General features: G+C 50.3%; 17 protein-coding genes and 1 riboswitch. Of the genes, 7 read left to right on the plus strand and 10 right to left on the minus strand.

The features are described 5' to 3' along the window. Nucleotides 1-92: 92 nt before the first annotated feature. Nucleotides 93-638 carry a phosphotransferase-like protein gene (locus JNUCC32_RS06415; protein ID WP_192572606.1) on the minus strand — a complete coding sequence of 182 codons (546 nt, stop codon included), beginning with the start codon at nt 636-638 and terminating at the stop codon, nt 93-95. A 390-nt stretch (nt 639-1028) separates the two neighbouring features. On the opposite strand from JNUCC32_RS06415, the gene hxlA reads away from it, so the two are divergent. The 3 genes from hxlA to JNUCC32_RS06430 all read left to right on the plus strand — a co-directional run bounded on the left by hxlA (nt 1029) and on the right by JNUCC32_RS06430 (nt 2737). Beyond that, a complete protein-coding gene (gene hxlA, locus JNUCC32_RS06420) occupies nt 1029-1661 on the plus strand; it encodes a 3-hexulose-6-phosphate synthase (RefSeq protein ID WP_015736082.1) in 633 nt (210 codons plus the stop codon). Between the two features lie 6 nt (nt 1662-1667). Continuing rightward, a complete protein-coding gene (gene hxlB, locus JNUCC32_RS06425) occupies nt 1668-2231 on the plus strand; it encodes a 6-phospho-3-hexuloisomerase (RefSeq protein ID WP_096774334.1) in 564 nt (187 codons plus the stop codon). An 86-nt stretch (nt 2232-2317) separates the two neighbouring features. Further along, nucleotides 2318-2737 carry a winged helix-turn-helix transcriptional regulator gene (locus tag JNUCC32_RS06430; protein ID WP_015736080.1) on the plus strand — a complete coding sequence of 140 codons (420 nt, stop codon included), beginning with the start codon at nt 2318-2320 and terminating at the stop codon, nt 2735-2737. A gap of 153 nt (nt 2738-2890) precedes the next feature. Here JNUCC32_RS06430 and JNUCC32_RS06435 read toward each other — a convergent pair whose 3' ends face one another. The 3 genes from JNUCC32_RS06435 to JNUCC32_RS06445 are packed head-to-tail and all read right to left on the minus strand — an operon-like array spanning nt 2891 to nt 4111. Beyond that, on the minus strand, nt 2891-3397 hold the full coding sequence (locus JNUCC32_RS06435; protein WP_192571408.1) for an SRPBCC family protein: 507 nt from the start codon (nt 3395-3397) through the stop codon (nt 2891-2893). A 33-nt stretch (nt 3398-3430) separates the two neighbouring features. Further along, nucleotides 3431-3748 (minus strand): ArsR/SmtB family transcription factor, encoded by a 318-nt coding sequence (locus JNUCC32_RS06440; RefSeq protein ID WP_192571409.1) that lies wholly within the window; start codon nt 3746-3748, stop codon nt 3431-3433. 24 nt (nt 3749-3772) lie between these two features. Then, a complete protein-coding gene (locus JNUCC32_RS06445; protein WP_145037820.1) occupies nt 3773-4111 on the minus strand; it encodes a DUF1801 domain-containing protein in 339 nt (112 codons plus the stop codon). Nucleotides 4112-4330: 219 nt separating this feature from the next. On the opposite strand from JNUCC32_RS06445, the gene JNUCC32_RS06450 reads away from it, so the two are divergent. After that, entirely contained in the window at nt 4331-5539 is a 1209-nt protein-coding gene (locus JNUCC32_RS06450; RefSeq protein WP_192571410.1) for a GTP-binding protein, read from the plus strand. A gap of 103 nt (nt 5540-5642) precedes the next feature. On the opposite strand, the gene JNUCC32_RS06455 is transcribed toward JNUCC32_RS06450, so the two are convergent. From JNUCC32_RS06455 to JNUCC32_RS06465, 3 genes are read right to left on the minus strand one after another with little or no spacing between them, the layout of a single operon-like run. Beyond that, a complete protein-coding gene (locus JNUCC32_RS06455) occupies nt 5643-5939 on the minus strand; it encodes a putative quinol monooxygenase (protein ID WP_192571411.1) in 297 nt (98 codons plus the stop codon). A 10-nt stretch (nt 5940-5949) separates the two neighbouring features. Beyond that, complete coding sequence (locus tag JNUCC32_RS06460) at nt 5950-6588, minus strand: nitroreductase family protein (protein ID WP_192571412.1); 639 nt, start codon at nt 6586-6588, stop codon at nt 5950-5952. A 27-nt stretch (nt 6589-6615) separates the two neighbouring features. Then, nucleotides 6616-7017 (minus strand): MarR family winged helix-turn-helix transcriptional regulator, encoded by a 402-nt coding sequence (locus tag JNUCC32_RS06465; RefSeq protein WP_228468886.1) that lies wholly within the window; start codon nt 7015-7017, stop codon nt 6616-6618. A gap of 311 nt (nt 7018-7328) precedes the next feature. Between JNUCC32_RS06465 and JNUCC32_RS06470 the strand changes: the two genes are divergently transcribed. Continuing rightward, nucleotides 7329-7580 (plus strand): YolD-like family protein, encoded by a 252-nt coding sequence (locus JNUCC32_RS06470; RefSeq protein WP_090908448.1) that lies wholly within the window; start codon nt 7329-7331, stop codon nt 7578-7580. Nucleotides 7581-7657: 77 nt separating this feature from the next. Here JNUCC32_RS06470 and JNUCC32_RS06475 read toward each other — a convergent pair whose 3' ends face one another. The 3 genes from JNUCC32_RS06475 to JNUCC32_RS06485 all read right to left on the minus strand — a co-directional run bounded on the left by JNUCC32_RS06475 (nt 7658) and on the right by JNUCC32_RS06485 (nt 10853). After that, nucleotides 7658-8761: a CobW family GTP-binding protein gene (locus JNUCC32_RS06475; RefSeq protein ID WP_192571413.1), complete on the minus strand. Its 1104-nt coding sequence runs from the start codon at nt 8759-8761 to the stop codon at nt 7658-7660. Further along, nucleotides 8758-9735 (minus strand): TIGR03943 family putative permease subunit, encoded by a 978-nt coding sequence (locus JNUCC32_RS06480; protein ID WP_192571414.1) that lies wholly within the window; start codon nt 9733-9735, stop codon nt 8758-8760. Before JNUCC32_RS06480 ends, JNUCC32_RS06475 begins: the two co-directional genes overlap by 4 nt. A gap of 107 nt (nt 9736-9842) precedes the next feature. Next, a complete protein-coding gene (locus tag JNUCC32_RS06485) occupies nt 9843-10853 on the minus strand; it encodes a permease (RefSeq protein ID WP_096774325.1) in 1011 nt (336 codons plus the stop codon). A gap of 154 nt (nt 10854-11007) precedes the next feature. Then, a riboswitch (ZMP/ZTP riboswitch) is annotated at nt 11008-11087 on the plus strand. Nucleotides 11088-11153: 66 nt separating this feature from the next. Here JNUCC32_RS06485 and JNUCC32_RS06490 point away from each other — a divergent pair. Together JNUCC32_RS06490 and JNUCC32_RS06495 are read left to right on the plus strand one after the other, a co-directional pair. Continuing rightward, entirely contained in the window at nt 11154-12002 is an 849-nt protein-coding gene (locus JNUCC32_RS06490; RefSeq protein ID WP_192571415.1) for a bifunctional 5,10-methylenetetrahydrofolate dehydrogenase/5,10-methenyltetrahydrofolate cyclohydrolase, read from the plus strand. 296 nt (nt 12003-12298) lie between these two features. After that, entirely contained in the window at nt 12299-13291 is a 993-nt protein-coding gene (locus JNUCC32_RS06495) for a LacI family DNA-binding transcriptional regulator (RefSeq protein ID WP_096774323.1), read from the plus strand. Nucleotides 13292-13305 lie beyond the last annotated feature (14 nt).

Here is a 13305-nt window from a genome sequence, read left to right on the forward strand (position 1 = left end):
ATTAAACCACGGCCGGCGGCAGGACTGAAGTGAATAAACAAGCTTAATTGTTTTTTACCAGGAAGTCCGGTCGTGAAGATGCAGGGTATGGGTTAATGGATCTTACCCTCATCCCAAATCCGCTTCCAAATCTCTTGGGCGGTCTCTTGGGGTGTTAAATCGGAAGTATCCAGCCAGAGGCCGATTCTGGGCGTTTCGTCGGTTAACCGCCGGTTCAGCTCATGAATGCCCCAGACTCCGTAGCCTTTTTTGCCTCGATTCTGTTCCCGGGCACGGATGGTATCCTCGGAAGGATTCAGCACAACGACGAACACGGGAACGCCTCTTAACATAACGGTCATTTCTTGCAGCGCCGGGCCGAGAATGACGTCCTGCAGAACGACATGAAAACCGGCCTCGGCATAAGCTTTGGCAGCGGAGGCGGATAATTTGTAGCGCAAGGCAAGCTGCCGCATAGCTTCGTCGGAAGCATCCGGAAGCATTTCTTCCCTGCCCCTGACCATCATTTTCCGGAACGAGTCTCCCCGCAAATGGACTCCGCGATCAAACTTCTCGGCCAGCAGCTGGGCTACGGTCGACTTACCTGATGCCATGACGCCGGTGACAACGATAACGGCAGGTTGACGTGGATAGGACATCATGTTTCCTCCGGTTCTGTGGATTTCAAATGAAAGGGAGCCCTGGCATGGGGCTCCCCTAAACGCGACACCCGCTTACGCGGATGCCACCTCCATATTCTGAATCAATTCGTTCAGCCTCCTTTCCGATCATTTTGTCCGGCCTGACAACTATATTAAACCACAGCCGAAGACTGGACTAAAGTGAGCAAACAGGCTTAATTGTTTTTTACCAGCATCGAGACGAACGATCCGCAAATAAACGAAAACCTGAGAACCCTTGTCCCTCCCTATTACTTACTTCCACGTAAGTATCTCACTTATAAGTACGTACTTCCGTAAAGTAAACTGTCTACTCTACAATGATCGTGTAGTTATTAACCAATACACTCATAAGGAGAGATTGACAATATGGAACTTCAATTGGCGTTGGATTTGGTGAATATTCCGGAAGCAAAAGAAGTCGTGGCAGAGGTAGCCGAGTTTATCGATATCGTGGAGATCGGTACGCCGGTTGTTATTAACGAAGGGCTTCATGCCGTCAAAGCGATTAAAGAGGCGTTCCCGCATCTGCGCGTGCTGGCCGACCTTAAAATTATGGATGCCGGCGGTTATGAAGTGATGAAGGCATCCGAAGCCGGTGCGGATATCATTACGGTGCTTGGCGTATCCGACGATTCCACGATCAAAGGCGCGGTAGCGGAAGCCCTCAAGCAAGGCAAGCAGGTAATGGTGGATATGATCAATGTAAAGGACATTGAAGGCAGGGCGCGGGAGATCGATGCTTTCGGCGTGGATTACATCTGCGTTCATTCCGGCTACGACCACCAGGCGGAAGGCAAAAACTCATTCGAGGAATTGGCGGCGATCAAACGCGTCGTGAAACAAGCCAAAACTGCCGTTGCGGGCGGAATCAAAATGGAGACGCTCCCTGAGGTGATTCAGGCAAATCCCGATCTCGTCATCGTCGGTGGCGGAATTACAAGCCAAACCGACAAAAAGGCCACAGCGGCTCAAATGAACGAGCTTGTGAAGCAGGCATAAGTCGCCATGAGTCATAACATCTTTCAACATGCATCCGTCATTGCCAAGGAGTTATCGGAATCCGTTCAGCAGGTGGATGCTGGCCAGATCGAGGAATTGATTGAACGGATCGTGCAATCCGATGCCGTCTTCTTGGCAGGGGGAGGCAGATCCGGCCTGATGATCCGGGCTTTCGGCATGCGGTTAATGCAGATGGGATTTAAGGTTCATATCGTCGGCGATACGGTAACACCGGCCATCGGAGCGAATGACCTGCTTCTTATCGGTTCGGGCTCCGGCGAAACGCAAGGATTGGTATCCATGGCTCGGAAAGCCAAAGGGATCGGGTCCGCGGTTGCGGTCGTAACCGTGAGACCGGAATCGAGTATCGGCAAGCTTTCGGATGCGATGGTCCAGCTTCCGGGAACAACGAAGGAGCAGAATCAGGATATCCTCGTCACCGTTCAACCGATGGCTTCATTATTTGAGCAAAGCATGCTGATCGTGCTCGATGCGGTTATCCTGAGATTGATGGAAAAAAGCAAGCTTCGCTCAGACCAAATGTTTAGCCTGCATGCCAATTTGGAATAAGAAGAAACGGTAATGATGATAAGTTTGCCGCTTTGATGATATCCCCGCAACCGTTGTATACTATAGGGAAGAAGGGGTGATGCATTATGGCAAACGAGGTCAAGCAGCGAATTAATCTGAAGGAAATAAACTGCCATAAGGAGTTAACCCTGGCGGTCATCGGCGGCAAATGGAAGCTGATCATCCTCTGGCATCTCGGTTTGGAGGGCGTGAAACGCTTCGGTGAACTGAACCGGATGATTCCCCACATCACGCAAAAAATGCTGACCAATCAGCTTCGTGAATTGGAGGAAGACCAGCTGGTCCACCGCGTGGTTTACCCTGAGGTTCCCCCTCGGGTGGAATATTCGCTTACTCCTTACGGGGAGAGTTTGATGCCGATTTTGAAATTGATGTACGATTGGGGAAAAGATTACGGCGAACAAGTCATCTGGAAAGACGGCGAGTTGCCTGAGAATAAAGACGATGTACAGGCAGCGGAACAAGCGGTCGCCCAAAAGCTGTAATTTCTCGAACCTGCATGCGAATGCAAGTATGAAAAACCCTCCTTAAATTTTAAGGGGGGTTTTCGAGCGTGATGATGCTGCATTCTGAAGAATTAAAAAAAGGCGAACCAACAGGTTCGCCTCCGCTCGGTTGAGCTTCCTTAATCGATGTAATTATAGCTGGCTTTCAAGGTGTTCAGCGAGTTGATCAAAAGTACCGCCAAATCCTTGTTTCACCATTGGAGCCATTTCATCGAACGCTGCCCGTTCTTCCGCGGTCGCGTTTACGGGGCCTCCCTGCATGGTAAGCGTAGTTTTTCCGTCGATTTCTTCAAATGTGATGATATTCATAATTTCAAGCGGCCAGTTTGCGTTAAAAGGTGCACGTATCGTGTTCCCTTTCTCATCAGAGAATGATTGAACGAATACCAGCTTCTCAGGTTCGATAACTTCCTGATATACAAATTTACCCCACATGGCTTGACTGCCGTCCGGAGACTTCTGACAGCCTAGAAACATGCCTCCGGGACGTACATCCATTTTGATAACGTCTAAGGAAAACCCTTGAGGACCCCACCATTTGCCGAAGTGTTCAGGGTCGGTCCAAACTTTAAAAACCAGTTCCCGGGGGGCATTGAAAACACGTGACAGAAGTAAGCCTTGTTTGCTTTGCTCGGTCATTTGAATTCCTCCTAAGAAGAAGGGTAGCGGCAGCTACCTTTTCTTTTGTATTTTTTCCAAATAATCCTCAAGTTGATCTAAGCGCTTTTCCCAAATACTGCGGAACGAGTCCAACCATTCGTCCATTTCTTGAAGCGGTTCAGGACGTAGTTTATAAATTCGTCGATTAGCTTCCGCTTGGACTTCTACCAGTCCAGCTTCATGTAATATTTTTAAATGTTTGGAAGTCTGAGGTTGCCGGATTTGAAGACGTTCAGCAATCTGATTGACGGTTAAAGGACCTTCTCGTAACAGTTCGACCATCTGTAATCGGTTAGGTTCGGCTAGCGCGTTCAACGTTGTCTGTTTCATGGGACCTTACCCCCGATCTGGTTATTACAATGAACTTGATGCTTGAACTAATAATTCGGATAGCTGTTCATAGTCAGGAGTATCGTCTTTTCGAATTTTAAGCCATTTCCGTTCGGGTGGACCATCGAAAGTTGAAGGGACTTCTAGATTGGTTGTGTTCATGATCATAAAGGCGATTGCATCTTTGGATGGCGAAATCACGGCTGCATAGTGTCCGTTTTTGAGAAAATGCGGTTTTTTGTACTGAATCCGTTCTTCTACCTCCGGAATGGCTTCATGGACCATAAGTCGAAGCTTTTTGCCGACTTCTGCTTGCCAAGGCAAACTCAGGTTTTCAATGAACGAAATTACGTCTTGGCTCATAACGTATCCTCCTTATTTGTAAAGATTAACCAATGATTAAATGTAATATACCATCAAGAGAATATTCTTGTAAAGGAATATTTTGAAATTGATTGCGGAGATTTTTTTTGCTTGTAGAAATGTTTTTAAACGTGAAGGATTGACAATTTAATGGAGGGGATATATCATCATACCATAAATCGTAATTATTACGATTAAGGAATGGAGGAAGTTCATTTGATGAATTACAACAATAGAATTCCGGTTACTGTTCTTAGCGGTTACCTCGGTTCAGGCAAAACGACGGTCCTGAATCATGTGCTACATAATCGCGAAGGGTTGAAGGTAGCGGTCATCGTGAACGACATGAGCGAAGTGAACATCGATGCGGATTTGGTGAGAGGGGAAGGAAGCCTGTCCCGAACGGATGAGAAGCTGGTCGAAATGTCCAATGGCTGCATCTGCTGCACGCTCCGGGAAGATTTGGTGCAGGAAGTTCAGAAGCTGGCTCAAGAGAATCGTTTTGATTACATACTGATCGAATCGACGGGAATCAGCGAGCCCGTGCCCGTTGCGCAGACCTTTGTTTACCCGGATGAGGTGTCCGGCGTACAGCTGTCCGATCTCGCTCGGCTGGATTGCACGGTAACGGTGGTGGACGCGAACCGATTCTGGAAAGATTTCTCTTCGGGGCAAAGCCTGCTTGATCGGAAGGAAGCGCTGGGCGAAGAGGATACGCGGGAAGTGGTGGATTTGTTAATCGACCAGGTAGAGACTTGCGATGTGCTGCTGTTGAACAAATGCGATCTGGTAAGCGAGGACGAATTGGCCAAGGTAGAGGGCATACTGCGAAAACTTCAGCCAAGCGCCAAAATCATCCGCACCGTGAAGGGACAAGTGGCACCTGAGGAAATTCTGAATACCGGTTTATTCGATTTTGAAAAAGCCAGTCAGTCCCCCGGCTGGATCCAGGAGCTTCAGAAGGAGGAGCACGTGCCGGAAACGGATGAATACGGCATCAGCTCTTTTGTCTATCGGAGAAGAAGACCGTTTCATCCGGAGCGGTTGGCGGCATTCATGGGTGATTGGCCGGAAGAAGTCGTACGTGCGAAAGGGATCGCTTGGCTGGCCGTGCGCGAGGATGTTGCGGCAAGTGTAAGCCAGGCCGGGCCTTCGATTCATTTCGGGCCTGCAGGATACTGGGTCGCGGCTTTAACCGAGCAGGAGCAGCAGGAGCTGTTACGAAGTGAGCCGGATGTTCGGAGGAAATGGGATAACGTCTGGGGAGATCGGATGACCGAGCTCGTGATGATCGGGATTGGGATGGAACAGGAACAAATCGAGCGGGAGCTGGACGAGTGTTTGTTGACCGACCGGGAAATGCAGCTGGACTGGTCAACGTTTCACAATCCGCTGCCATGGATGGCCATCGAAGAGCTATCGCTGTAAGGCTGCTTATCTGTTCGATCCGATATGGAATGCGGTAATAGAATTAAAAAAGCCAACTCGTCTAAACGAGTTGGCTTTTTAATACGGATTGTAGTTTGCTTCATTATTTGTTGATCAGTTGGCCTGCATAGGCCTGCACGTTTAGCGGAGCTGTCAGGTATTTTGGAGCTTTAGCCACAAACGCCTGAAAATGGCTGCTCGCATTGTGGAGCCCCACAGCATCCTGGTCTTTCCACTGTTCAACCATGAGATACGTGTTATCCTGCTCCGTATCTTTGAGCAGCTTATAAGATTCATTTCCTTGTTCCGCACGGGATGCTTCAATAAGTTCTTTTACGGATTCCAGAAATTCAGCCTCACGTTCGCCGTTTACTTTCATTTCTGCATGAATAATAATCATCGCTGTGACCTCACTTCCACTCTGCAATACGATCAATAGGAAGACGAGTCGTCAAACGCGCCTCTTTGGCAGCTTTACCTACCGAGATGAGCATGACCGGCACATAACGTTCCTTCTCCATACCAAATGCTTCTGCAATTCGGGATTTGTCATATCCGCCGATGGGGTTCGTGTCATATCCACGGGCACGGGCAGCAAGCATAAGCTGCATGGAAACCAAGCCGCTATCTATAAGGATCATTTCGCGGAAAGCCTGTGCCGGAATACGTCCGAACAGATCGGTATAGTTCGCCATCATCTGATCTTTTATCTCTTGCGGCAGATAACCGCGTTCCACAGCAGTGCCCATAATTTCATCTGCATTGTCGAATGCGTTCATATCTCCAAACACCGCAATGACTGCCGAAGAAGTTGAAACTTGTGTTTTGTTCCCTGGTGCATGCTCTTCAAGCGTCGCTTTTCCTTCCGGGCTATCAACGACAAGAAATCTCCAAGGCTGAAGATTAACGGATGACGGAGCCAAAGTCGCTTCTTCCAAAATTTCAGTCATCTCTTCACGGCTGATTTTGACCGATGGGTCGTATACCCGCACAGAGCGGCGGGAAGTAATAATTTCTTTATAATCATTGTTTAGGGTCGTTACAGACATGGTATTCTCTCCTTTAGTCTCTATAAGTTAATCGGTTTTGCTTGGGTGTTTCATCTGTTGAATCTGGCTGTTCAATTTCTGTAAAGCATGAACAAGCGCAAGTCGTTCTGATTCCGTGAGGTCTGCCTGCAGTTCCTCCATAAATCGATCTTTCTCCGCCTTAAACGCTGCGACTTTACTTTTGCCCACTTCAGTTAGCTGAACCAACGTAATCCGGTTGTCATTCTCGCATCTCGTCCGCAGAAGCAATCCTTCCGCTTCCAGCTGTTGAACATGACGGGTCACCGCAGCTGGATCGATAGACACTGCCTTCTGGAGATCCGACTGGCTAATTTCGCCGCCGGTCAGTTTGCAGAGGAGTTCCAGCCGATTGGGACTAACACCGGCACATCGTTCAAACCGAGTCGCAATGTGCTTATTCAGATGCATTAGCAAGTACAGCAGGTCTTGTGTATGGCATGTAGAGATGATAAAGACCTCCTTCAATTCATTGACTGGTCAATGGTTGATGGGTCAATCATATAGGATTATTTTCTGAAAATCAAGTCTTTTGTATAAAAAAGCGAATCGAGTCCATAGTTCCTTCAGATATTCTGAATCCTGGGAGAGCCCGAGAATTCTGAATCGCATTTGATGTATAATAGGTAGTAGATTCCTAATTCATAGAATGGATGAAAGATTCGTTTTCATTGAGAATGTAATGCTGACGCATGAACAACATAAATCAGGAGGACAAGATTATGGCAAAAGCAAAAGTTCCAAAGCGACCCACTAGGGATGAGTTTGTACTGGAAGAGCTCGGAAATCAGCTAACGGAAGCTTACCAGGAGGAATCGGTCATCGTACTGACGGTCTGGGGATGGGAAGAGGCGGTCCGCGGACAAATCGATCAAATGGACTCCCGCACAGGGAAGGTGCATATGAAACAGAACGGCGTCATTACGAAGGTTCCTTTTATGGATATTATGGAAGTGAATTATCCTAGGGACTAATCATAAACGAACCGAAAAAAAGGAGATCCCTGAGGATCTCCTTATCTTTTTTTCATATCCCTGCATGCATTCAAATGTCACTGCACCACGCCGCTGAGCAAGTCCTCCCACTGCTGGACAATGCGCGTTTTATCCAGGCGATGGCCGATTAACGTAAGATAGCCCCGCTGCAGCTTCAGCGTGCTGGGCTCGATGGCAAGCTGTGAACCTGCCCACTGAACCAGGGAGGGACCCGTGGAGAGCTGAATATATCCTTTGGCCCGTAGCAGGCCGGAACCGCGTGCAGCGAGAAAGGTTTCGATGAGGCTGATCTCAAGCGGGAAAGGGGTCGGGGCAGATAGAGTCAAGGTATCCAGGCCGGTATAGGAATGGCTGCCATGCCCGGCCTCTTCTCCGTGACCATGGCGATGCTCATTATGAATGAAAGCTCCTTCATGGTTGCGGTGCCCCAGCTTGCTCCGATCTTCTTCGCTGGTCCATGCGCTGCCTTGCAGGCGTTCCGCAGGACTCCCTTGCCGGTTGGAAGAATGAGATGAATGGCTATGATTCTCCGTTGGCTCTAGCTGAAGGGCCGTACACATTTCATGCTCATCCAAACGGCTGTAGTCGGTTACGGACAGGCTTGCCGTCGTATTGATTTTTCTAATGGAGGTAATGACTTTATGGATCTGTTTCTCTTCGCATTCTCCCGCCTTGTTCAGGATGATCCGGTCCGCGAAGCTGATTTGTCCCCGCAGGGTACGGACCAGCTCGCGACTGGATGCAAAGAAGCTGTTATACTCGAGGAATTTGCTGCAGTCGGCCAAGGCGATTTTGCCACGGATCGATATTCGATCAGCCAATGACGGATCCTGCAAATCCTCAAGAATCTGTTCAGGATTCGCCACTCCGGTCGTCTCGATGAAGACGAGATCGGGCTTCCGATCTAACAGGCTTTTCAGGGCTTGCCCCAGCTCGTCTCGTTTGGTGCAGCAGATGCAGCCGTCAAGCAGCTTCTCGATCGGAAGATCAGGCATTTCACCGGATAGGATATCGCCATCCACGTCCTGTTCGCCCATCTCATTCATCAGGACGGCGGTTCTCCATTGCCGATTGGCGGCATACGCCAACAGCCTGAGGAGCAGCGTGGTTTTGCCGCTCCCCAAAAATCCGCTAATCAGCACGACGGGTATCTTGTTCATTTATTGATTACCTCCTTGGTCTCGATATCATTCGAATACAGTTCATCAAACTCTGCGACAGAGTCGGGATTCGTGAAAATGTAAGGGGATGACGGCTGCTCGATCGGCTGAATCCGTTCCGCTTGAATCTGCAGCGTTTCCATACCGTTCACGGTGGTGACCTGGATCGTGCCATCGATCTGAACCCACGCGTCATTCGCGAATGACGAAGCATTCGCGGCGCGCACCATGACCCCGAACGGGACGGCGTCTGCCGTGCAGCACATCACGAGGAAGCGGCTGACGGCGAAGGCGTCTTCGTTCATATGTCCATCGCGGAAAACAAATCCTTGGACGGTGATGGCCTTTCCTTGAAAATGCTGTTTGTACATATCCATGGCCCCAACGGTCTCCGAGAAAATGTCCGGCTCCACTCGGATGACGGGTAAGGTATATAAGCGCTTGGCCAGCTCCGCGAATTCCACGCTGTAGATGTCTTTGGGAACAAAACGCTCGTTCAGTGCGATGTCCTCCGCTGCCGCCAGGTCATCATTCGTTCCATGCTTCTCCATGCCCGAAACGGCGGAAGCATTCCGCTCCTCGGCTTTACGGCGAACATCGGGGTTCGGATAGGTGTAGATCATGCCTTTTTTGGCCGCCATATCGCTGCCGAGGGCTTGGTCCGGCAGGAGCAGGCCGAACAGCAGCGGCACCGTGAATAACCCGTAAACCGATATGTTTTTGATCAGTCCGCTGGGCAGGGGGTGCTCGCAATCGCACACCTCGCCGGAAGCTCCCGCAATGGCGTGCCACAGCATGCCGAAAGCTATGAACAACAGCGGCACCGGACAGAGCAGAAGCAGGGTCTGCATATGGGGAGCCAAGTAATAGTCCAGCGAATTTGATGCGTTCAGATGCATGATATAGGCGGCCAGAGCTGCGATAAGCAGCGATCGCAGTATATAGTGGCTTCGCAGGCTCAGACGGGGCTTCACGTCCCGAACACCTCCAATCTCAAGTGGATATCCGAAGGCATAACAGCCTGAAGGTGCCGTTATTCCAACCGTTTTCGTGTATTGCCACTCCAGTTTGTTTACTACACCTAACCGCCGAATAGCGCGTTGACGGCTACAGAGCCGATAAAGACAAGCGTAATCACCAGCAGGCTTAAGCCGATCACGAATTTGGTCTTGAAGGTAGCCGACAGCATGAGCAGGCTTTTGAAATCCAGCATCGGGCCGAGAACCAGGAAGGAAACCAGCGGGCCGACGGTAAAGGTGTGCGTGAATGCCGATGCCACGAAGGCGTCCGAAGTTGAGCAAAGGGACAGGATGAAGGCAAAGCCCATCATGAACAGATAGGAGGCGGCAGGACCGTTCCCCAGAGCCAGCAGCTCCTCCCTCGGAATGAAGGATTGGATGCAGGCCGTCAGGAAAGCGCCCAGGACTAAATATTTGCACATCTCGATCAGCTCGTCTCCGGCGTGGACAAACATGCTTCTCCAGGTTTTGGGATGCTCATGCAACAAACGTTCCCCCTTGCTGGAGCCCTGTTCGGCGAACTCTTGAAAGGAACGCTTCAGGGGGCTGCTTCTTGAAAAAACATAAACGAGCAAACCCGTCGTCACCGCGACTGCAAAAGCCAGTCCCATTCGTCCGATCGTCACTTCGGGATGCGAACGGAAGGCCATGATCGTTGATGCGAATACAATGGGATTCAGAATAGGACCGCTGAGGATAAAGGTGACGGCGATATAGGCGGGCATCCCCTTCAGCATCAACCTGCGAACGACCGGGATCATCCCGCATTCGCAGATGGGAAACAGGATGCCGAGCATGGAAGCGAACAGGACGCCAACCATCGGATTCTTCGGCGTGAGACGCCGCACCCATTGCTCTTTTACGAACAACTGCAAAAGGGACGACAGCAGCACTCCAAGCAAAATGAAAGGAAGTGCCTCAAGGAAGATGCCCGTGAAGACGGTTTTAACCTGCTGCAGGTCTTGGCTGGGTATGGGGTTTAAGTCCTTCTGCAGCCATATCGTCAAGACCGGAATCACGAACACAAGCGGCAGTATAAAGGGCAGCATTTTGAAGATCGCCGGATATCTCATCAAGGCCTCCTGAAGCGAATTGTTCTTAAGACATTCTATGCTTGTACCATCGGCAACATACGTGATTTCAGCCAATAAATCAAAAACTTTACGATTAAAGGGCGGCCGCATAGCCGGTGGCGCGAAGTCCAAAGTCGTGATATATTAAAAAAAGTTATCCATGTGTTACTGGCGTAGCTTGGGTTACCAAGAGGGAGCACATGGGATCATATGCCGTACGCCTGGGCAAGAGGTAAGGAGACGTTCGAGTCGCCTTGCCTCTTTATGTTTTTTAATACAATGGCGAAGGAGCGGATTAGCATGAGTAAGGAACCCGTAATTTTGGATGGGAAAAAAGTATCCGATGATATCAAGGCAAAGCTGGCGGTGAAGGTACAGGAATTGAAACAGCAAGGGGTAACCCCCTGTCTGGCAACGATTCTGGTTGGCGATGATCCTGCTTCGGCGACCTATGTGCGGATGAAGGGAAATGCGTGCGAGCGGCTTGGCATCATATCCAAAAAAGTAGTGCTGGAGACATCGACAACGACGGAGGAGCTGATCGCCGCGATTCAAGCACTGAACGAGGATCCGGACGTCCACGGTATTCTGCTTCAGCACCCGGTACCGCACCATATCGATGAGCGGGCGGCTTTTGATGCCATCGACATGAAAAAAGACGTGGATGGAGTAACCACGCTCGGGTTCTCGCAAAATGCGTTTGGTTTCGCCGATTACCCGTCATGTACGCCGGCGGCGATTATCGCGATTATGGACTATTACAGCCTGCCGATCGAAGGGAAGCATGCGGTGGTGGTCGGACGCAGTCCGATTCTGGGCAAGCCGGTATCGATGATGCTGCTCAATCGCAACGCCACGGTTACGATCTGCCATTCGAGAACGAAGAACCTTGGGGAGATTGTGTCCCAAGCGGATATTGTGGTTGCGGCCGTAGGCAAGCCTAATTTCATTCAAGGGGACTGGATCAAGCCGGGTGCCGTCGTGTTGGACGCCGGTTACAATAAAGGGAATATCGGGGACTGCGATTACGAAGCCTGCGCCAAGGCGGCTTCCGCAATCACGCCGGTACCGGCGGGCGTCGGCCCCGTGACGATAGCGACATTGCTGAAGCATACCGTCGAATCGGCCGAGCGAACCGTCCAAGCTTAAGGGAATGCACTTGACTACTTGCACGTGAAGCAAGGCTGCACCCATGAATCATCCCCTTCGAATCTTTCATTTTATGCCAGAGCCTGGAACATAGAAGCAAATATGGACCATGCAATGCTAGGCTTGGAGCCCCATTTCACGGACCCCTGGACGTCATGGTATAGTTAGGAATAAGAGAAATACGAAGGGGAGAGATTCATGTTTATACGAATCATGGCCTGTTGTGCGGGACAACAGGGAGCTCCAGAGAATGATCCGTTCGATGCAGCGCTGCTAACGGCTCCGGAGATCTTGACATGAAGAACACGATCGCCGATATTGCCCACAAAGCCGGAGTTGCCAAAAGCACGGTCTCCCGTTTCTTGAACGGAGGATCCGTCAGTCATGCGACACGCCGCAAGATTGAGCAGGTTATTCAGGAAACCGGCTATATCCCGAATTCTTTTGCGCAAAGCCTGAAAGCGAAAAAAACGAGCATGATCGGCACCATTATGCCGCGTCTGGACTCCTTCTCCGCATCGCAGACTGTCGCCGGCATGGACGAAGAATTAAGAAAACACGGATATCAGCTACTGATCATCAACGCAAGCCAGGATTTATCCAGGGAGATCGAAGCGCTGTATGATCTCGCCAGACAAAAAATATCAGGCATTATTCTGTTCGCCACGCAGGTTACGGAAACCCATCTTGCCGCGATTCAAGAGATCGGCATTCCGGTCATTCTGCTCGGACAACAGCACGACCATGTCCACAGCATGATCTATAACGATTATGCCGCAGGTTATGACATGGGCCGGTACGTGCTGTCGATGGGACATCGTCAAATTGCCTATATCGGGGTGACGGAAAAGGACGTAGCCGTCGGAGTCAAGCGGAAGGAAGGGTTCCTCAAAGCGGTAAGCGAGTATGAAGAGGCGGAAGCGGTTCTCTATGAGAGTGGATTCAAGATGTCGGATGGTGTGAAGACGGCATGCTCCATGTTTGAGCTTCACCGAACGCTGCCAACGGCCGTGGTCTGCGCCACGGACAACATTGCGCTAGGCGTGATGAAAGCTGCGCACATGAAAGGCATCTCTATTCCCGACCAACTTTCCGTGACCGGATTTGGCGGATACGACGTAACCGAGGTGATTCATCCCGGGTTAACAACGGTGAAATATGGATATTTCCAAGCGGGCCACCTCGCGGCACAGCATATTATGAAGCTGGTCAACGACGAGCCGGTGGATTTCCTGACGGTCATGAATTGCGAGATGATTCATCGGGAAAGCGTTGACAATCTGAATTAGGTATTTTATACTTC

Source organism: Paenibacillus sp. JNUCC32 (genome assembly GCF_014863545.1).
Classification (GTDB): Bacteria; Bacillota; Bacilli; order Paenibacillales; family Paenibacillaceae; genus Paenibacillus_AQ; species Paenibacillus_AQ lautus_A.